The 18,022-nt window shown below is 47.7% G+C and carries 17 protein-coding genes; 7 read left to right on the plus strand and 10 right to left on the minus strand.

The genetic code is table 11. From position 1 onward, the window contains the following. Window positions 1-13: 13 nt before the first annotated feature. Genes MJ770_RS01390 through MJ770_RS01400 form a run of 3 tightly spaced genes read right to left on the minus strand, consistent with a single transcriptional unit; the run spans window position 14 to window position 2,363 of the window. Window positions 14-475, minus strand: coding sequence for a DUF4381 domain-containing protein (locus MJ770_RS01390; protein WP_320412206.1), 462 nt, complete (start codon window positions 473-475; stop codon window positions 14-16). Next, entirely contained in the window at window positions 463-1,365 is a 903-nt protein-coding gene (locus tag MJ770_RS01395; RefSeq protein WP_239249679.1) for a DUF58 domain-containing protein, read from the minus strand. The genes MJ770_RS01390 and MJ770_RS01395 overlap by 13 nt, the downstream gene beginning before the upstream one ends. After that, window positions 1,362-2,363, minus strand: a complete 1,002-nt coding sequence (locus MJ770_RS01400; RefSeq protein ID WP_239249681.1) for an AAA family ATPase — start codon at window positions 2,361-2,363, stop codon at window positions 1,362-1,364. Before MJ770_RS01400 ends, MJ770_RS01395 begins: the two co-directional genes overlap by 4 nt. Window positions 2,364-2,964: 601 nt before the next feature. Here MJ770_RS01400 and MJ770_RS01405 point away from each other — a divergent pair. Beyond that, on the plus strand, window positions 2,965-3,651 hold the full coding sequence (locus MJ770_RS01405) for a DsbA family protein (protein ID WP_239249683.1): 687 nt from the start codon (window positions 2,965-2,967) through the stop codon (window positions 3,649-3,651). 54 nt (window positions 3,652-3,705) lie between these two features. On the opposite strand, the gene MJ770_RS01410 is transcribed toward MJ770_RS01405, so the two are convergent. The 3 genes from MJ770_RS01410 to MJ770_RS01420 all read right to left on the minus strand — a co-directional run bounded on the left by MJ770_RS01410 (window position 3,706) and on the right by MJ770_RS01420 (window position 4,954). Further along, on the minus strand, window positions 3,706-3,996 hold the full coding sequence (locus MJ770_RS01410; RefSeq protein ID WP_239249685.1) for a type II toxin-antitoxin system RelE/ParE family toxin: 291 nt from the start codon (window positions 3,994-3,996) through the stop codon (window positions 3,706-3,708). Next, on the minus strand, window positions 3,996-4,283 hold the full coding sequence (locus MJ770_RS01415) for a ribbon-helix-helix domain-containing protein (protein WP_239249687.1): 288 nt from the start codon (window positions 4,281-4,283) through the stop codon (window positions 3,996-3,998). Before MJ770_RS01415 ends, MJ770_RS01410 begins: the two co-directional genes overlap by 1 nt. Window positions 4,284-4,570: 287 nt before the next feature. Further along, a complete protein-coding gene (locus tag MJ770_RS01420; RefSeq protein WP_239249689.1) occupies window positions 4,571-4,954 on the minus strand; it encodes an REP-associated tyrosine transposase in 384 nt (127 codons plus the stop codon). Between the two features lie 541 nt (window positions 4,955-5,495). Between MJ770_RS01420 and MJ770_RS01425 the strand changes: the two genes are divergently transcribed. From MJ770_RS01425 to MJ770_RS01435, 3 genes are all read left to right on the plus strand, one after another. Continuing rightward, window positions 5,496-5,981: a Crp/Fnr family transcriptional regulator gene (locus MJ770_RS01425; RefSeq protein ID WP_239249691.1), complete on the plus strand. Its 486-nt coding sequence runs from the start codon at window positions 5,496-5,498 to the stop codon at window positions 5,979-5,981. Window positions 5,982-6,498: 517 nt separating this feature from the next. Next, window positions 6,499-6,714, plus strand: coding sequence for a glycine zipper 2TM domain-containing protein (locus MJ770_RS01430; RefSeq protein WP_320412207.1), 216 nt, complete (start codon window positions 6,499-6,501; stop codon window positions 6,712-6,714). A gap of 120 nt (window positions 6,715-6,834) precedes the next feature. Continuing rightward, window positions 6,835-7,419, plus strand: a complete 585-nt coding sequence (locus MJ770_RS01435; protein ID WP_239249693.1) for an outer membrane lipoprotein — start codon at window positions 6,835-6,837, stop codon at window positions 7,417-7,419. A 480-nt stretch (window positions 7,420-7,899) separates the two neighbouring features. On the opposite strand, the gene MJ770_RS01440 is transcribed toward MJ770_RS01435, so the two are convergent. Both MJ770_RS01440 and MJ770_RS01445 read right to left on the minus strand, forming a co-directional pair. Continuing rightward, window positions 7,900-9,444: a hypothetical protein gene (locus MJ770_RS01440; RefSeq protein WP_239249695.1), complete on the minus strand. Its 1,545-nt coding sequence runs from the start codon at window positions 9,442-9,444 to the stop codon at window positions 7,900-7,902. 597 nt (window positions 9,445-10,041) lie between these two features. Beyond that, the gene (locus MJ770_RS01445; protein ID WP_239249697.1) at window positions 10,042-11,046 is read right to left on the minus strand and encodes a helix-turn-helix transcriptional regulator; all 1,005 of its coding nucleotides are present in this window, start codon (window positions 11,044-11,046) and stop codon (window positions 10,042-10,044) included. 311 nt (window positions 11,047-11,357) lie between these two features. Here MJ770_RS01445 and MJ770_RS01450 point away from each other — a divergent pair, with 311 nt between their 5' ends. From MJ770_RS01450 to MJ770_RS01460, 3 genes are all read left to right on the plus strand, one after another. Next, the gene (locus tag MJ770_RS01450; protein ID WP_239249699.1) at window positions 11,358-11,807 is read left to right on the plus strand and encodes a hypothetical protein; all 450 of its coding nucleotides are present in this window, start codon (window positions 11,358-11,360) and stop codon (window positions 11,805-11,807) included. Window positions 11,808-12,073: 266 nt separating this feature from the next. Beyond that, the gene (locus MJ770_RS01455; RefSeq protein ID WP_239249701.1) at window positions 12,074-13,555 is read left to right on the plus strand and encodes an NfeD family protein; all 1,482 of its coding nucleotides are present in this window, start codon (window positions 12,074-12,076) and stop codon (window positions 13,553-13,555) included. Continuing rightward, window positions 13,552-14,319 (plus strand): slipin family protein, encoded by a 768-nt coding sequence (locus MJ770_RS01460; protein WP_239249703.1) that lies wholly within the window; start codon window positions 13,552-13,554, stop codon window positions 14,317-14,319. The genes MJ770_RS01455 and MJ770_RS01460 overlap by 4 nt, the downstream gene beginning before the upstream one ends. 179 nt (window positions 14,320-14,498) lie before the next feature. On the opposite strand, the gene MJ770_RS01465 is transcribed toward MJ770_RS01460, so the two are convergent. Continuing rightward, window positions 14,499-15,800 carry a DUF2130 domain-containing protein gene (locus MJ770_RS01465; RefSeq protein WP_239249705.1) on the minus strand — a complete coding sequence of 434 codons (1,302 nt, stop codon included), beginning with the start codon at window positions 15,798-15,800 and terminating at the stop codon, window positions 14,499-14,501. Between the two features lie 1,001 nt (window positions 15,801-16,801). Next, window positions 16,802-17,611, minus strand: a complete 810-nt coding sequence (locus MJ770_RS01470; RefSeq protein ID WP_239249707.1) for a PEP-CTERM sorting domain-containing protein — start codon at window positions 17,609-17,611, stop codon at window positions 16,802-16,804. Window positions 17,612-18,022 lie beyond the last annotated feature (411 nt).

An 18,022-nucleotide genomic window follows, 5' to 3' on the forward strand; every position in this document is an offset into this window, starting at 1 on the left:
CAGGCAATATTAATCATGAGCGCCCCCTGATAAAATCATGCGCACCTTTCAGCCAGCTGTTGCGGTCTGCATTCACTGCGCCGCCGTAGGCTGCACGCAGCAAGCTGGCTCCGCTCTTTCCGGACCATGCGACACCGCCGTGTTTGACGACGAAAGCGATCCAGCGCTCACCGCTCAAATTTGCCACCGTGTCGCGTCCAAAACGCGCCACGGCGTAACGGCGCAGCAGAAGCTCAAGCTCCCGTGCCAAAATGATGTCGTCCATAACGGTAGCTTGCAGATTTTTCAGTTCGCGCAAGGCGATGCGGCGCAGGCGAACAGCCGGACGGCGATGCCAATAAATGTATCCTGCAACCATCATGGCCAGCAGAATCAGCAGCCCCCACCAGCCCGGCGCGGGCGGCCACCAGCCGGGCGGCGGCGGTGCATGGGCTGGTGCAAGCTGGCTGATCCAGTCCGGTGTCATGTTGCCCATGCCGGTTCTTTCAACAACGCCACCATGCTTTCGATTACGGAATCGTTCGTATTCACGCGGCTAAGCGGCAGATTAAGACGCATGGCCAAATCGTTCATGTTCTGTTCGCGTGCGCGCCAAGTGTTTCGCCATTGGACGTGTGTATCTTCGCCATTCATCCACCACAGACGGCCAGGCAAGCCGACACGGTAAGTACCGGGCGGCAGACCACCGCTTTCGAGCGGATCGGTGATCCACAATAAGCGACACTCGCTATGCAAAGTCGAACTGGCCAGGATATCTTCGGTAGCGGAATCCAGCCCGGCAAAATCGCTCAGCAGCAGAATCATGCTGCCCGGTTGCAGCAACGGGCGCAGTGTCGCAATAGCATTTTGTAAGCCACCGTTTACCGGCAAGCCGAAGGCGCGCGGCTGCGATTCCACCAGCGCTTGCAGGATGGGCAACACACCCGCCTCACGGGCACGCGGTGGAAAAATCAGAGGTTCGTCATTGCCGGCGGTAATCACCGCGCCAACACGATCACCACCAAGTGCCGCCGCCCAGGCAAGCATGGCTGCGGTGCGCAACAGCACGGCCGATTTAAACTGGCGGCGGCTTCCGAAATAAAGACCCGGATGCAGATCTGCAACCAGCCAGACGGGGCGCTCGCGTTCTTCCCGATACAGTTTGGTATGCGTCCGCCCGCGCCTTGCCGTGACGCGCCAGTCGATATTGCGCGCATCATCGCCAGGAGCGTAGAGGCGCACTTCTTCGAATTCCAGCCCACGCCCCCGCTGGGCGCTGCGATGCCCCCCCTGTAGCTGCGCCATTGCCGGACGGTGCGCCCGCAAACTTAATCCGCGAGCTGCGCCACGCAAGGCGGAAAGCTCTGCAAGATCGGGGAGAATCATGGTGCAGGTACCTTCTGCAGCAATTCGTTCACACAATCCTGCGCGACAATGCCACGCGCCTGTGCGGTATAGTCGAGCAGAAGGCGGTGGCGCAACGCATCCGGCGCAATGGCCTGAACATCCTCAGGACTGACGTAGTCGCGCCCGTCCAGCCAGGCCAGTGCGCGCGCGCCACGCTCGATGGCGATGGCCGCGCGCGGGCTGGCGCCCCAGCGCAACCACTCTTTCAGTTTGCTGCTGTAGGGTTCAGGCCGCCGGGTTGCATCGACCAGCGCAGCAATATAATCGGCGACGGAAGGAACGAGGGTAAGGTTCAACGCTTCAGCGCGCGCGGCAAATACTAATTCCTGAGACATAGGCTGAGCCAGCGGTGTCAACTCGTGCCCATCCAGCGCTTCGCGTCGCGCCAGGTCCATAATCAGGCGAGTGGTTGCACGGTCCGGATAGTCGATGAGCGTGTGCAGCATGAAGCGGTCAAGCTGGGCTTCGGGTAGCGGATAAGTGCCTTCGTGCTCGATTGGGTTCTGAGTCGCCATCACCAGAAAGAGGCGCGGCAATGCATAGGTGGTCATACCCACGCTGATTTGGCGTTCGGCCATCGCTTCCAGCAGCGCGGATTGCACCTTGGCAGGCGCACGGTTGATCTCGTCGGCCAGTATCAAATTGTGAAACAGCGGACCACGCTGAAAACGGAAACCGCCCTCCTCCGGTCGGTATATGTCCGATCCGGTGAGATCAGCCGGCAGCATATCGGGGGTAAACTGAACACGCTGAAAGTCGCACTCCAGACCATGTGCCAGCGCTTTGATGGCGCGTGTTTTGGCCAGACCGGGCGGACCTTCGATAAGCAAATGGCCTTCTGCCAACAAGGCGACCAACAAGCTTTCGACCAAGCCAGGCTGGCCGAGAATCTGAGTATTGAGGTAGCGGCGCAGTTCTTTGAAGATAGCGAGGGCGTCGCCGGTTGAGCTAATTGAATCGGCCGCAGATTTGTTCATTAATAACTGTCTCCATTTTGAAATTGAATCGTAGGTTCAACGGGCAACAAAGGCTTCACAGGCGTGCTACACGCAAAAAATACTCGACCAGAACTATACTCGGCACTCGGTTTTTCGATTTCGAAGCGATCGCAGACGGCGAACAAGAATAGCCGGATCGGCATTTTTTCGCACTTACTTATTGTTGTGTACATCTTTTTTTGGATACGGTTAAGCGCAATATTTATTAAGAGAAAATGCGGATGCTGCCTGAATATACAATCTCGTGGCGTGGCAGAAAATTTCAAGTTAAGATCAGTTGACAATTCACGAAGTTCCGCAGAAGAAGGGACTCTGCGGATTGTTCAGGCAATCGTGGCGTATTTGCATGGCAGCGTGACGCATTTTGCCCATCTGGGCGATTTGGCAGAAGGATTTCTGATGATGCGCTACTGGAAAAATTGGCGTTAACTTTAAAGATACAGGCAGAAATCAGTTCGATGCTAAGCAGGGACCGAGACCCATCAATCAATCGCTCCTAAGTGCGGGCGCTAACCCTGTTTGACCGGATAAACTCAACTTTGATATGCGCACATCAAACCGTAAGGCTTCTAATCAAACAATGGAAAAAATCACCCAATCAGGTAGCACCACTTCACCCATAACCCGCCTTTTTTATATTCACGACCCGATGTGCAGCTGGTGCTATGCGTTTAGTCAGAGCTGGGCTGCACTGCAAGCCGAATTACCTGAGAATATTGCGATTAATTATTTAGCGGGTGGACTCGCGCCCGATACGACAGAACCCATGTCACTAAGTATGCAACATACAATTCAGCAGGTCTGGCAGCAGATTGAGCAGACTGTGCCTGGGGTATCGTTTAATTATGATTTCTGGTCACGCAATACGCCCTTCCGTTCAACCTATCAGGCTTGCCGTGCCGTTCTGGCAGCCAGAAAGCAACATGCGGCATCCGAACCAGAAATGGTGCGAGCTATTCAAAGAGCCTATTATCAAAACGCATTGAATCCATCCTTACCGGACACACTGCAAGGATGTGCGCAAGTGATAGGGCTGGATGTGGCAGTATTTGCCAGAGATTTGAGTAGTACGGAAATAGATAATTGTCTGCAACATGAGATTCGCCAATCCCGGCAGCTCGGTGTTTCTTCCTATCCATCTCTGCGACTTGTACACAATAATTCTAACTATCCCATTCCCATCGACTATCTGAACCACCAGACAATGCGGAATGAAATAAAATGCATTATTCGAGAAACAACATTGACCAAATTTGCGCCCGGTTAAAGTGTGAGCATGGAAAAAGCTTCCTTCGGTCTACGTTGAAATATCAATTGTGATTTATCTTTCTGCAAGAGATAGTAAGTCACGACCACCGTAGACTACGCGCTCAATCCTCACGACCTTGCCCATTATACGGAAGAAAAACGCATAATTCCCGACAGCTGCCATGCGCGCTTCCTCGCCAATATCGGAACGAAGTTGGTAGATCAGTGGGGTGCGCTGGATGTCGCGAAACTTTATGCGAATGTCCTGGATGAATGTTACGGCACAGCTTGGATTATCTTGGGCGATATAGTCAGCGATATCATCCAAGTCGCCTTCAATGAAGCGTGAAAGCTCCAGTTGCATCACTTTTTTGTGTCCGTAGCGTCGGCGATAGCTTGGAACTTGCGCTCAAGACGGTCAAGTACGTCGTCAGATGAAATACCGGATGTCTTATCGTTCAGCGCTTCCTGCCAGACTCGACGCAATTCGGCAACGCCTTGCTGGCTCAAACTGCGCTTGTATGTCCAGTCGCGTAACGCATCACGAATGACTTCGCTGCTTGATGCATATTCGCCAGTAGCAACCGCGCTACGGACGATATAAACCATTTCTGGCGGCAAGGCTATACTGATTTTCTTGGCAGTGGTCATTGGCGTACCTTTAAGCTAATGGTAGGAATAATTCATACCATAATAGCAAGTCTGGGAGAAGTGGCAATAGATTCGGCAAGCGGTCAGCGTCAATCATACCCCAGCACCGCACTTTCCATCGCAACAGTCCAGTCATGCGCATATACCCCATCACGCACATAGCGGTGAAATGTCGAATGAGGTCAATCGACCGCACGTTAACCATGCCCGTGTTTAACCGGGTTAAAATGAGTTTAATCGACATGGCGGGCAAAATCATTTTCATCACGAATTTGGTGTTCCCAGAATCACCGTTGCCAGATAGTCGATTCGCGATGTTTGAGTTTTGATGCAGTCAGCCAATCGGCACGACGATAGTCTTCTCTGCAGGCCAAAGAAACTGCTCGCTTGATCATCATCCAACGGGTAGAAAAAACGGAATCACCGTCAGGTAATTTCCACACGCAAAGTAAATGGTCAGGCAACAATACCCATGCATCAATGACGAAAGGACGCGCCACACGCACCGTTTCGATTGAGGCGCGCTGTGCGTTACGAATCGCTTTGTCACATAGAATCGACTGCCTCTGGTAAGCGATCACCGTAAAGAAATAGCTTGAGAAACTGCAGCAATTCACAGCGATAACGTGCCCATAACTGTCTACTCCAAAATGTCGAATCCGCGTGGTCACAAAATCGTGCCCACCTTACATGGCTGGATGTTTACAGGTCCCAACGTTTCTTAAACACATTGTTTTTTCGAATTCAAAGCGCATCCGTCAGAGTGGTCGCAATTGCTCATCAAAACCGACGTCCCGGGTATTGGGTTGGTTGACGTTGTGATTCCGGCATTGTCCGTGATCATTACCGTGCACAATTCCACGGCAGTCGCAATTAGCCGACTTTCCTCTGCAATGTGACGCCCGAAGGAATATCTGTCAATTTAACTGAAACGGTGTAATCGCTGAAGTCGCGCGCAGACTCATCAGAGCTTTTATTCACCTGAATCAACGCGAACAACTTGTGCGCTAGTATTGAGATCTTTATTGCTATATTGCAAGTCCTGACCCTGTTACGTTTTAATGGCAAGAAGCCTGGTGTTGGCTCGGTATTGAATGTCGAACATGCAAAGTGACATTTTTCTGTAACCACGCCATGAGGATGCCCTTAAGCTATAATAAAAACGTGCAACATTACTGACTCGACGGCATAGAAGAAAAGGAGCACTTTGAAATGAGCAATGAGGCAGACTACAAGCTAATCGGCAAATCAGCGCTATGTTCGGAAATAACAGAAGACGAAGCCAAGATTCTGGCGGAGAAAATGGGTGTACGCCAGTTAAAGGATGGCGAATTACTCGTCAGCGAGGGCGAATCCGTCCAGTCACTTTTTATTCTCGCCTCCGGCAAGCTTGCCGTTTTCAACACCGACATTAGTGGCAAGCAGAATACGATTTACACAATGACTGCCGGCGAGTGCGCCGGTACCCGCGCATTTGTCGACCAGACGCCGCGCAAGGCAACTCTGCGTGCTGTAGGCGATGCCACGGTCTACACGCTCACCCCGGAGGACTTTGACGCAGTGGTGGACGCCCACCCTCGCCTAGCCTATAAAGTGATGCGCGCACTGTTCAGGGTTACCCACTCCAACTTAATGCGAATGAACCAGGAAACCCAGCAGCTTTCCAATTACATCAACAAAACACAGGGACGTTATTGAAACGCAGATAAACCGAATTTAAGGTATGGACTCAAGCCGCTCCGTTTGATTCTTTAATCTTCCTTCACAACTAAAGAATAATTAATGTCAGAGTAATGTTAAATATGAAATTAATGTTACTCTGACCCCAATTATTATAGACACTAATTATTATATTTCTCTTACCCGAATGGCACTAAGTTAAGGCTTTTTAGCAAGTTCAGACTATCGTAAAACCCGCGTCAACATTAGCTTAACTTATTATTTTAGCTGTGTTGAAGCTCCTTAACTTAGTGGCATTCTTCTCTGACCCCAATTAATACATAGGAGTTTGCCAGCAAGGGCGATTTAGGTTGCGCGAGGCGACAGCTGTATTGCATCCCTCAAGGATGCCATGCGGCAAAAGTGAATGTAGGATGGGCTATTATGCAGATAATTTCCGACGCCAATGAATGATTAATTTGTGAATGAGATCAACCAGCTGATATGCAAACCAAACTTAAACGTAGTTAAATGTAGTTAAACAGGAGTATTTTAAATGAAAACAATGAATAAATTTGCAGTCAGTATGCTTGCAGCAGCAGTGTTGCTGGGTCTGGGCGGTTGTGGCGGGATGTCTGAAAGAGATCGGAATACTGCAATCGGTGCCGGAGTAGGCGCTGTCGGAGGGGCTGTGCTCACGGGAGGCAGCACTGCCGGGACAATTGGCGGCGCTGCTGTTGGTGGCGTCATCGGTAACCAGATCAAAAAATAGCTTAAGCAATAGCAGATGAAGGATGCATCGGCCTTGTTCGGCCGGTGCTTCGACTTCTAGTTGTCATTTGACGTCGGCATAGACGTAATTCGAAGTAGTAAGACAACAATGGAAATAAACATGGAAACGCAAGCCAACAAATTCCCCCCCGTACTGATATGGACAGCAGGCATCGCGATAATCTTGTTCTGCGCCGCCGGTATCGCGGCCATCATGGGTTGGATTCCAAACTCCAAGGGCCAGCAGAGTGACAACGCGGCCCCTATCAGTCTCGAGAAATCTCAGTCCGAAGTGCCCAAACCTACCAAAGCAAAAGTGCAATCGGATTCGCAATCACGTGTAGCGGCAAACACACAACCGGCACGGGTAAAATGTGCAGAATGCGCAACAATCGTGTCGACGCGAGAGGTTGAAACCAAGGGTGAAGGCACCGGACTCGGTGCGGTCGGCGGAGCGGTAGTAGGCGGCCTCATTGGCAACCAGGTTGGCGGTGGCCGCGGCAAGGACATCGCGACCGTGGTTGGCGCGGTGGGCGGAGTAATGGCAGGAAACGAGGTCGAGAAAAGGGTGAGATCGACTAAAAGCTACGCAGTCACCGTTCGCATGAACAACGGATCGAGCCGCGTCATTCATATGGCCAAAGCACCGACGTGGCGGAACGGAGATCACGTAAAAATCGTCGACGGCGCTATTCACTCGAATTGATGCGCATGAATGCCTGAAGGCTGTGCAGACGTGCAACAACAATCTAAAACACCTATCAACACGCACCTAAAATTAAGTTACCCCCGGCAAAGCCGAGGGTAACTTAATTATGCGCGTCTATTTTTTCTTTTAACTATAAGAACAAACTTTGTATCTGCAGATGATTGAAGTATCGGTGAATGGCGTAGAGTTTTGAATACATGAATGCAAATATAATTAGGGTCAGAGTAGTATTGATTGGTATTGTCTATTTTATTTTGTGATCACCCTGCCTTTCTTGACATAATTAATATTACTCTGACCCCAATTATTGTTGGAGGTGGTTGATCTGATGCGTTACCTATGTGCCGATGCAGTGGAAGGCACATAAGACCGGATGCTTGCGGCGACTGGGGAAAGACAAGCACATTCGTTCCTGCCACCTGGCCAAGCGTAATTGAGATGTTGGGCTTCATTTCATTCAGCCCAACCTACCGCGCTTCATCTCCTTGTGTGTCTCTTCACTGCTACTAATGTTTGCCAGATTAGGCTGGCATACACAATGTAAAAAATGAGACTAATAAACTCCATTCCCTCTTTGAGAAATTTACTGAACGGTAGGATGTTGACCGCGACTCTATTCAATATGCTTGAAAAAATATTTAGTACCCCATTAATGCCAGGATGTATCTCATAAACAACGTTCTGTTCATATCCTAGTATTAATATGTAATAAATAATCGAAGTGACTAGCATATAAATGATTGGTCTGATATAGCTTTGCCCATAATTTGAAATTTTTTCATTCAAGAACAAAATAAGCTTTTCTTGAGTTCTATTTGTTCCTTTCAACTCCTCTTTATATTTCTGCATTTCATGGGCGAAATACTTGTTTGCTTCGATATAGTTTCCCGTTTTGTCGAACGAGCTTTTTATAATCCTGAAAGTTTCCCTATTGCAATATTTCGCATTGATCTGGGATTTTAGGAAATTAGGTGCTTCCTTTAAATTGATGTTTTCAATATCTAGCCCACTAACAAATCTTGTGTTTCTAAAATTAATAAAACTAAGGAACGTTGCATAAGTAAATTTGGCTACTAAATCATCATTGGCTTCATTAGCATAACCAAATAAACATTTTTCAAAACCAACAAAATCCTCAAATATACTTTTCTCAAGATTGAACTTCGTAAATTTAGTTTCATAAGTGTCAACAACTTTGGAGAAATTAGTGTTAAAAATTTGAAATATTTTAACCACATTAGATTTGAACTCGAACTTTGATTCAATCAAAGAATCTTCGAGCTTAAATAATCCGATTTTGCAGTGGTTAAGTATAAATTTATCTTTTACTTCACAATCGAGTAGACGGATGGACTCTAAGTGTAGATCCATATCATCAGTGTTATTGAATATCGGAGCATTAAAAACTACTGATTCGAATTCGATGCCTTTCTGAAAATTACAATTATTAAATAATTGGCTATCTATTTTGCGCTTTCCTTTATCAGTGGTGTATGTGCTTACTGATTTATTGAAGGTGCAACACTGATATAGAACACTATTGTCATTTTCTAAAATTGGTGAGTTGTAAATGGACCACCTATCATGAAAGACACAGTCTTGATAGAAGCATCTAATATCACCTAAATCCAGTCCATATACATGGAACTGACAAGAATCAAAGTGAATTGCACCTAATTTTTTTAGTAGGTTCAGATAATCAAAACTATCTCTGCTATCCCTACTTGGGTACACAATATTAGAAAACGCAACCTTGATGTCCTTATTGAGGTGGTCAGAAGTGCTTTCATTATCATTTCCCTTTAAAAATTCTTCCAAGTTGGATTTATTGAATTCTGACGTTTCACTTTTGTATGAGAATTCCTGTTCAACGATAAACAGAATTAGTTCTTTATAGAATGAACTCAAAAAGCCAATTTTATGAAAATCTTGAGGGTAAGCACTTTTTTCACAATGAAGAATGCAATTACTACTATCTTCATAAACCTCAAGTGAGCAATCATCAATGCTACATGTCGTCAATTTTTATCCATCTCTAAATTTGAAACTTAAAGTAACAAAAGGGTAAAGCCGAATACTATTAAGTTAAGTGGCTTCAGCAAAGCTAAAACAAGAACTTAAGCCAGTATTGGCGCGGTCCCACAATAGAATAACCTTTTTAAAAAAGTTGAACTTAGTACCATTTAAGGCAGATCTCTTTAAATATTAATACGTTGTTGCTTTTTTCTCGTCACTGTATCAGAAGGATGTCAATTCCAAGAAAGCGTCCTTGTATCATCCCGAATGCTCCAGCCCACAAAATGCTTGGAACCTTACAAACTAAACAACAAATGTAACATGCAAGATCCTGCTCAGCACTCCGCTCAGCGTTATGGTTGACAACAATGCCGTGAAGAGCCCTCTATGTTTACAAACTTTACTAAACACCCCCCTCAAATCTCAATAAACCATATTCACAACAGCCAACACAACTCCACCGAACATACATCCGAAAAATACCAGTCGGTCTGGGTTATTTTTTATTTCTTTCCACATGAGTTTCTCCTTATTGATTGAATTTGGAAAAACCCATGATAGCCAGGGTAGTAGCTCATGACGTGAGCTACTGAAATAAATTTTTTAGAGTTTATATTGCGCCAAAGCAGATTCGAGCAATTTCTGAACGCACTCCCTCAGTTCCATAGGTGCTATAACCTCGACTTCAGTGCCATGCTTGAGAATGTCCATTAATAGTTCGCGGTCATCGGAATACGGGACTTCCAGGCAATAATATCCATCTTTATCAAAACGAGATTTTTGCTCGGGATGCCATTGTTCAGTGGAGACCCATCGTGCCCGCTCTGGGGTAAATCTGAGTTTTGCCCAAGCCACTTTTGTGCCTGAGAAGATACCGTATCCTTTTTCGAAGTATTCCTTGAACTCATGTTGAGATAATTCAATTGCGGGTGCTTCTAGCATCTCCGCATGACGGATGGCATCAATGGAAAAGCTGCGGATTCCTTCTCTCAGATGACACCATGCATCGACATACCAGTTATCCCGATAGAACAGAAGTTGCTGGGGTGAAATAATGCGGGTGTTTTCTTGCCCGTTCTGGCGGTTGAAATGAGTTATCTGCAGTTGCTTCCGTTGCAATGTTGCCGTGGCGATTGTCTCGAAACACTGAAGAGGCAAGGTGCGTCTGGTGGCGTGCTCTAACTTGATACGTTTTACGACTTCTTCAACGCTATGGTCAGCACTGCCAATCAGGGCTTTAAGGCGGGTCTGTAATGGTGCAATATGGCTGCTCAACAAACCATTACCAAGATTGGCGAGCAGGTGTTGCATCGTCAGCAGGGCATGCACTTCAGATGCAGTGAACCACAATCCAGGCAAGGTAGAGGACTGGCCATTTGGATTGGTTGTTACATACCGATATCCCCTGGCTTTCGGATCCCACTCGATGGGCATTTTCATTCGGTCACGCAGATAATCCAGATCACGCTTAAAAGTGGCAGGCGATATCCCAAGGTTCTCCAGAAAGACGGAAATTGGTACGACCCGACGTGAAATCAGCAGCTGCTCAATTTTGTAAAACCGTTCTGTCCGATCCATATGCTGTTCACTTATAGTTGCCTGTGACAAGAGGGTAACTCATCTATTGATCCGGCATCGTTTATCCAGGAAATCGTTCGTATTGAGCTAGTTGGAATATGAATGGCTTTTTGTGCTTCGGCAAGTTCATCACGAACATCAGTCAAGTTCAATTCGTGCTGGATCAACATCGCTATAAACGTCCAAATATTGGTTTTGGAAATGGTTTCGTTTTGCCGCTATTGCTGTTAGATTGTAGTCAAACGCCCATAGTATTTATTGAGCATAATAACCAGGCCATGTAAAATTTTATTGAAATATAGCAATTGCACAATTAATACTTAGATCTTTAGGAGAACACTATGTTTACAAGAGAAAATCTGCTGGACCTTTTGAATGACGTAGATTCAAGGCACTCAACCTTGAAAAAACAATTTGAAATATTCCATTCGACAATTAGAAGCCAGCTAAACAACTCAAAATTTTCTCTGCAAGGTGCAAAAGTAACAACACTTAGTAATGATGAATTTTATATCGGGTTCGCTGGACATAAATTACGATTTAAGTTTTCAGCAGTTGCAGATCCTGGCTCTTCAATATTGTATGGCTATATTTACTGCCATCTTGTGGAACTGGATGAGCCAAAGAAAGTTTGGCTGGTAGAGCCATTAAAGTTCAATGTCAGCGGATTATCTGAACTTGCCTTTCAAGAAAATGATGAGCATTACTATTTCAATATAACGGATGATTCTCATGCAACTCATATAGTTTTGCATTGCCTCTACCAAAGTCTATCTCAAACGATAACCTGAAATTTTGTACTTCAAAAGTTCGTTAATCCATCCACCCACTCTGATTCTTAGTCAAGTGGCGTCAAGAATCTACCGCAATAGTTAATGATTAATGGCTGTTTTGTTTATTGATATTTTAGTTTTTCAAACCCAAACCTAAATCTCCAATGACCAAATCAGCCAATCTCATCCCTACCCATCGCCTGGCATGATGCACGTCGTGATCGTACCGCGCTAACGCCTGACTATCGATATTCTGTCAGGCCGCGCCAGGATGGCGTTGACGCATGGACGCAGAAATCGGGAAGCTGAAAAATCAAACAGACATTTCAGCATATTGCCCTCTCACCTCAATGCGGGTATACAGTACATATAGTGATGATTGTTTGAGAAACGCGATGCCACTGTTGTCAGGAAAGGGATCGATGAAACGCCTCTTCTGCATTATTGTTGTATTGCTGCTCTTACCGCTTGCCGCCTTTGCCAAGACGGTCGTGGTGGCAGGGATTGATGGTGCCATCAGCCCGGCCAGTGCAGCCTACTTTCTGCGCGCTTTAGACGAAGCGAAGCAGGCGCGAGCGGAGCTGTTGGTGCTCAGGCTCAATACGCCGGGCGGGCTCGACTCGGCCATGCGTGAGATGATTCAAGGCATTCTTGCCTCGCCGGTGCCGGTAGCTATTTTCGTTTCACCATCCGGTGCCCGGGCCGCTAGCGCAGGCACTTATCTCCTTTATGCCAGCCACATCGCCGCCATGGCACCGGGCACCAACCTGGGCGCCGCCACGCCAGTGGCAATTGGCATGGGCGGCGAAACCAATAAACCCCCGGCGGCGGAAAAATCTACCGAAGGACAAGAACGCGCACCGCCCGCTAGTGCCATGGAGAAGAAGGCGGTGCATGATGCCGCTGCCTACCTGCGCAGTCTTGCCCAATTGCGCGGCCGTAACGCCGAATGGGCAGAGAAGGCGGTACGTAAGGCAGAAAGCCTGTCTGCCGAAGAAGCAGTAAAACTGAAGGTGGTGGACTTCATCGCCACAGACCTGCCTGATTTTCTGAGCCGAGCCGACGGACGCAACGTTAGTCTGGCACAAGGCGAAACCAAGCTAACGCTCACCAATGCCACCATTGTCACCATCGAACCCAACTGGCAGGAACAATTGCTGGCGGCAGTGGCTGATCCAAATATCGCACTGATTCTGATGTTGCTCGGCATCTATGGGCTGCTATTCGAGTTCTACACGCCGGGCTTCGGTGTGGCCGGTGTGATCGGCGCCATCAGTTTGCTGCTGGCCCTCTACGCGCTTGCCATGCTACCGATCAACGCTGTCGGCGCCCTGCTCCTGCTGGTGGGTATTGTCCTCATGGCGGCAGAAGCCTTCGCCCCAAGCTTCGGCATATTGGGCATCGGCGGGATCACAGCCTTTATTGCTGGTTCCCTGATGCTGATCGATGGCAACATCCCTGGTATGGAAATCTCGCTTAATTTCGTCGTGCCGCTGGCCATAACCAGTGCTTTGGTGCTGGCCAGCATTGGGGCCTTCGCACTGCGTTCACGGCAACGTCCGGCAGTCACAGGCACCGAAGCAATGCTAGGCAGCACGGCGGTGGTACTCGAAGATTTCGAGCACGAAGGCTGGGTGCAGGCTTTCGGCGAGCGTTGGCATGCGCGCAGCGAGACAGCTTTGATCCATGGTGCGCAGGTCAGGATTATGGCAGTGGAAGGGCTTACCTTGGTAGTTCAACCGGAACAAAAAGGAGAAAAATCATGATATTGGATTTTGGCTGGGGCGGCGCACTGCTGCTCATCATCGTTCTGGCGGCTGCAAGCGTCTTCCGTATTCTACGAGAGTACGAACGTGGTGTTGTCTTTCTGCTCGGCCGCTTTTGGAAAGTAAAAGGGCCGGGCATCATACTCATTGTGCCGGGCATTCAACAGATGATACGGGTGGATCTGCGTGTGATGGTGATGGATGTGCCGAGCCAGGACGTCATTTCTCGCGACAACGTTTCGGTGAAGGTGAACGCGGTGGTGTATTTCCGCGTCACCGACCCGGAGAAAGCGATTATCCAAGTACAGAACTATCACGAGGCTACCTCACAACTGGCACAGACCACCTTGCGTTCTGTGCTCGGCAAACACGAATTGGATGACATGCTAGCCGAGCGCGAGCGCTTGAACATTGATATCCAGAAGATCCTGGATTTACAGACCGACGCCTGGGGCATCAAGGTGGCAAACGTGGAGATCAAACATGTGGATATCGACGAGACAATGGTGCGCGCCATTGCCCGTCAAGCTGAGGCTGAGCGCGAGCGGCGCGCCAAGGTCATCCATGCCGAAGGTGAACTACAGGCTTCCGAAAAACTGCTCCAGGCCGCACAAGTGCTGGCACAGTCGCCGCAAGCGATGCAACTCCGCTATCTGCAAACTCTCAATGCAATTGCTGGCGACAAGAGCAATACCATCGTCTTCCCGCTACCGATGGACCTGATCAATTCACAGTTCGGCCCACGACGCGAACAGAGTGACTGATGGTGCGCGATGTCAGGCTGAATCGCGCTGACGAACGTGCTCGGTAACATAAATATGGCTGGCTGCCTTTTCCTTCGGCCTAACCTTGCTGATCTCTAAGAATCCGCGTGGGCACAAAAACGTTTCCACCCTGCATGACTGTTGAGTTTTGAGAACGTTAAAACAAGACAGTCCAAAGCTTATCCATTTTCCACCGTTTTGGGTGTTGAATTACTTGCCTCCAACGCTGGAAATTCCAATCCCTCAATCTCCTGCAACGACTTCCCAGCAATCCCCTGCAAATCCCCATACATTCCCACCGTCGCCCCCATCACGCGCATAATCTGCTCTTCTCGCTTGGCCCATTGCTTCATGATGACTTTTCTTTCCTTGTCGAGGTCATCCTGCATGGTGGAAAAAGCCTCAACGATGGCTTCAACGCGCTGGCGAAAACGCGGGCCGGTGAGATATTGGTAGACCATTTCGGTTTTGGTCTGCTGCCCTTCGGTGGACTGCCGTGCAAGCGCAAGCTCCAGCAATGACTGGCGCAAAATCATCGCTACCGGCAATGCCGCGCGAGGATGTGTTACCCAGACGCCTTCTACCATTTCAAAGGTTTCAACACCTTTCGGCAATACCTGGCTCACAATCACGGCGATTTCTGCCTTCGCGGTACGCTGGTCTCCGCGAAGTTTTACCAGCCAGCCATCGCTCCAGTTTTTGGTGCGCTTGAGTTCCCACAAAATGGTGCCACCGGAGTGGCCACCTGATCCAACAACACGGTGCAGCACATCCCCGCCAAATTCACCTTTTGGTACTGGATCGATGGCATCGAATGGAAATTTGGTACGCAGCAAATTTTCCAGTTCGAGTTCTTGAACTTCACCTTGTAATTGTTGTGATCCTTGCTCAGCCCGGCGCTTGAGATCTTCAATTTGTTTTTGCATCGCAGCAATGGTCTGCTCTTTTTCCATTACCTTCAGCTTCTGCTCATCTTCGGCATCTTTTTTAGCTTGCGTACGAACGACGGTCAATCCGTCCTGCACCCGCTTTTCTACCGTGAGATCCAGTTCACGAGTAGCATCATCGAGCTCTCGCTGCTTCTTGATGAGTTCGGCTTGTGCTTTCTGCGCCTCGGCCAGTTTTCCATTGTTTGTTTTAAGCACCTCTTGCAATTCGGACAGTTCACGTGCCTTGTTATCCAGTTCGGCAGCACTGGCAAGTTTAGCTTTCCTGGCTTCCTCAGCAATAACGCGAGAGCGCTCTTCTTTCAACTGTGCCGCAACTTGATCGGCCACTTGATCGTCGAGTTTGTGCTTGTCTACTTCTAGCTGCTTTTCCTTGTCGCGCATTGCCTGTTCGCGCTGTGCGATGTCACTGTCTTTTTGCGCCAGCTGTTGCTCAAATTGCTTGCGTGTCGCCGCGACCAGCGGTGCTGCCAATGATTCTGTGAGCTTGATCTCGATCTTACAACTTGGACAGGTGATGGTAGGTTCGGTCATGCTTCGCCCTTTCTGAATTTATTCATCATTTCACCAAATCTACCGACTGCTTCTCGGTCATCCAGCTCCAACTTTGGCATTGAATTTTTTACCACTTAACGGTTTCCTTTAAGATTCTCCGATGGTACCCGTTCAGATTAGTTTGTCACCAATACGTTTGATGGGGTTATGTATCTCCCTTGCTAACCAGTTAGCGAAACTGGATAGCAATATTCTTAATATCGCACATTGTTGCACCGCTTGCGATGATCGCACGCGATCTAAAAACCCAGAATCAACCGCTTCAATTCTTGCGACAGCGGAAAAAGAGTGTTTTGACATCGCCATAACGCCAAGACAACAGCTTACGCTGCTTACTCATGCGAGGTTCGATAGTGAGTAAAGTGTGACGAAATTTTTGCGTGATATGTACTAGAAAATCGTTTCGTTAAAACAATGATCAACAGACTGTTCGGCCTTATAGACGGCCAGCATTGGCACGGGAGAATTGGTTCGCCGTGAAGCCATTACCCAAGATGTACAACGCGAGCTCAATCACAAGTGACAATCAGTGTCATAGACACGCCAGAACTGATTCATTAATTACTTAAAAAAGTATATTTTTTCTGATCAGTCAGTTAACACAGACATATAAGTATATTGATGCAGATTATTGATAAGTATTCGGATCTTCAGAAAGATAGGACCTTGCTCCAAAATATTCCAGCAAGTATCCTGCAGGTGGGAGCAAAATACGCTCAGTGATAGACAATCATGATTTTGGCTCAGCGGAACAATTGGCGGCTTAATCTGGGACTCGTTCCAATGGAATCACAATCGGGTAGTTCGCTACTGGGGTGCGCTACAACACACGTCAAAGCTGTTTATGAACGCCTGCTTTCCCGAGGTAAGTCCAAGATGTCCTTCCTCGGTGCCGCAATGCGTAAGCGGGGGTATTTATGCTTTAGCATACTCAAAACTGAGCAGCCATATCAACACGATCAACTGATAAATGCTTGACTTTAAAAACGGTATTTACCGAGCTTACGCCTGCTGAATCCAAGTCCAGCTAGGCCGAGTCCGAAAAGGGCAAGGGTAGTAGGTTCAGGAACAGGAGCAGGTAGAGTAATTGTGGGGATTTTAGAAGCTGTGAAAACAACCATATCTTGCGTACTATTAGAAATACCGTCATTCAAATACGTGAGACTATAATTCCCTGTATTGCTTGCTGTATTTAAGTTCTGTAGCCACGTGTCAGCCAAGATTCCATAGGTTGAAGCCGCTGTACCACTGTCTACCTTGAAGCCCGAGTTAGTCGTATTGATGCGATAGAACCCACTTTCAGTATTCCCGTAAGTAATCGCCCATACGGCCAATTGAAAAGCTGCTGACTCATCCTTAGTGTCAACAATGCTATACACTTGATTGGCCAACTGTCCCAATTGGTTCACTCTCGCAGTTCCATCTGGAGTTCCAGGACGCAAAGCACTCAATGTAGTGGCAAGTTCAGCTCCGGTCGCAACATTGTATGTAACGCTGCCACCAATCAACCAATGGTAAATGTCTATGCACCATGTATTGAATTGGCCGGTAGCGGAGAAGTCATGTGTCTGATCTGCTGTCGTGAAACTGTCGCCGCCAATTCCAACGCCGACTAAATTTGTACCGGAGGATGGATTGGGAGCAATTTTACCGTTGTAATAGCCAACGGATCCACTGCCGAAGTTAGCTGAATTTGCATAGGTAACATCAATCGTTGTCGCCAAAGCTGAGTGGCTTCCCATCGCAAGACTTATTAAGCTGATTACCGCCAGGATTTGTTTAGATTTCATTATATTCACCTAAAATATTTATTGATCGTAACCTAGTTAAAGCATTTATCGTGCCAATAAATAATACTTAAATATTTCATATTGTTATAAAATATTTAAATATATTTATATGACACAATGTAAAACTTTTCGACAAATCACCTTATCAACTTACCTGCCCTAAGCCCTATCCCTTTGTTACAGCACCACAGGTTGGCCTGAATGAAAGAAGCTCGATATTTCACTCATGGTTAACCTGAAGGTAGACACGATATTTTTGGTCTTTTCAGTCGCAGCTAGCACTTAGCCTTACCATGGGTAAATCATCAGTCTGCGCAAGACTTATCACATCGAGTTACCATCCCGTTGCAATATCACCCGTAAGGTTTTATTGTTTGGACAGACTAATTCTCTATATTTGAAATATGTGAC

The organism is Candidatus Nitrotoga sp. M5 (assembly GCF_927904885.1).
Classification (GTDB): Bacteria; Pseudomonadota; Gammaproteobacteria; order Burkholderiales; family Gallionellaceae; genus Nitrotoga.

Bases quoted from the DNA above. Each gene is read 5' to 3' on its own strand.
- MJ770_RS01390 (WP_320412206.1), bottom strand. From the start codon at position 475: ATGGGCAACATGACACCGGACTGGATCAGCCAGCTTGCACCAGCCCAT.
- MJ770_RS01395 (WP_239249679.1), bottom strand. From the start codon at position 1,365: ATGATTCTCCCCGATCTTGCAGAGCTTTCCGCCTTGCGTGGCGCAGCT.
- MJ770_RS01400 (WP_239249681.1), bottom strand. From the start codon at position 2,363: ATGAACAAATCTGCGGCCGATTCAATTAGCTCAACCGGCGACGCCCTC.
- MJ770_RS01405 (WP_239249683.1), top strand. From the start codon at position 2,965: ATGGAAAAAATCACCCAATCAGGTAGCACCACTTCACCCATAACCCGC.
- MJ770_RS01410 (WP_239249685.1), bottom strand. From the start codon at position 3,996: ATGCAACTGGAGCTTTCACGCTTCATTGAAGGCGACTTGGATGATATC.
- MJ770_RS01415 (WP_239249687.1), bottom strand. From the start codon at position 4,283: ATGACCACTGCCAAGAAAATCAGTATAGCCTTGCCGCCAGAAATGGTT.
- MJ770_RS01425 (WP_239249691.1), top strand. From the start codon at position 5,496: ATGAGCAATGAGGCAGACTACAAGCTAATCGGCAAATCAGCGCTATGT.
- MJ770_RS01430 (WP_320412207.1), top strand. From the start codon at position 6,499: ATGAAAACAATGAATAAATTTGCAGTCAGTATGCTTGCAGCAGCAGTG.
- MJ770_RS01435 (WP_239249693.1), top strand. From the start codon at position 6,835: ATGGAAACGCAAGCCAACAAATTCCCCCCCGTACTGATATGGACAGCA.
- MJ770_RS01450 (WP_239249699.1), top strand. From the start codon at position 11,358: ATGTTTACAAGAGAAAATCTGCTGGACCTTTTGAATGACGTAGATTCA.
- MJ770_RS01455 (WP_239249701.1), top strand. From the start codon at position 12,074: ATGGACGCAGAAATCGGGAAGCTGAAAAATCAAACAGACATTTCAGCA.
- MJ770_RS01460 (WP_239249703.1), top strand. From the start codon at position 13,552: ATGATATTGGATTTTGGCTGGGGCGGCGCACTGCTGCTCATCATCGTT.
- MJ770_RS01465 (WP_239249705.1), bottom strand. From the start codon at position 15,800: ATGACCGAACCTACCATCACCTGTCCAAGTTGTAAGATCGAGATCAAG.
- MJ770_RS01470 (WP_239249707.1), bottom strand. From the start codon at position 17,611: ATGAAATCTAAACAAATCCTGGCGGTAATCAGCTTAATAAGTCTTGCG.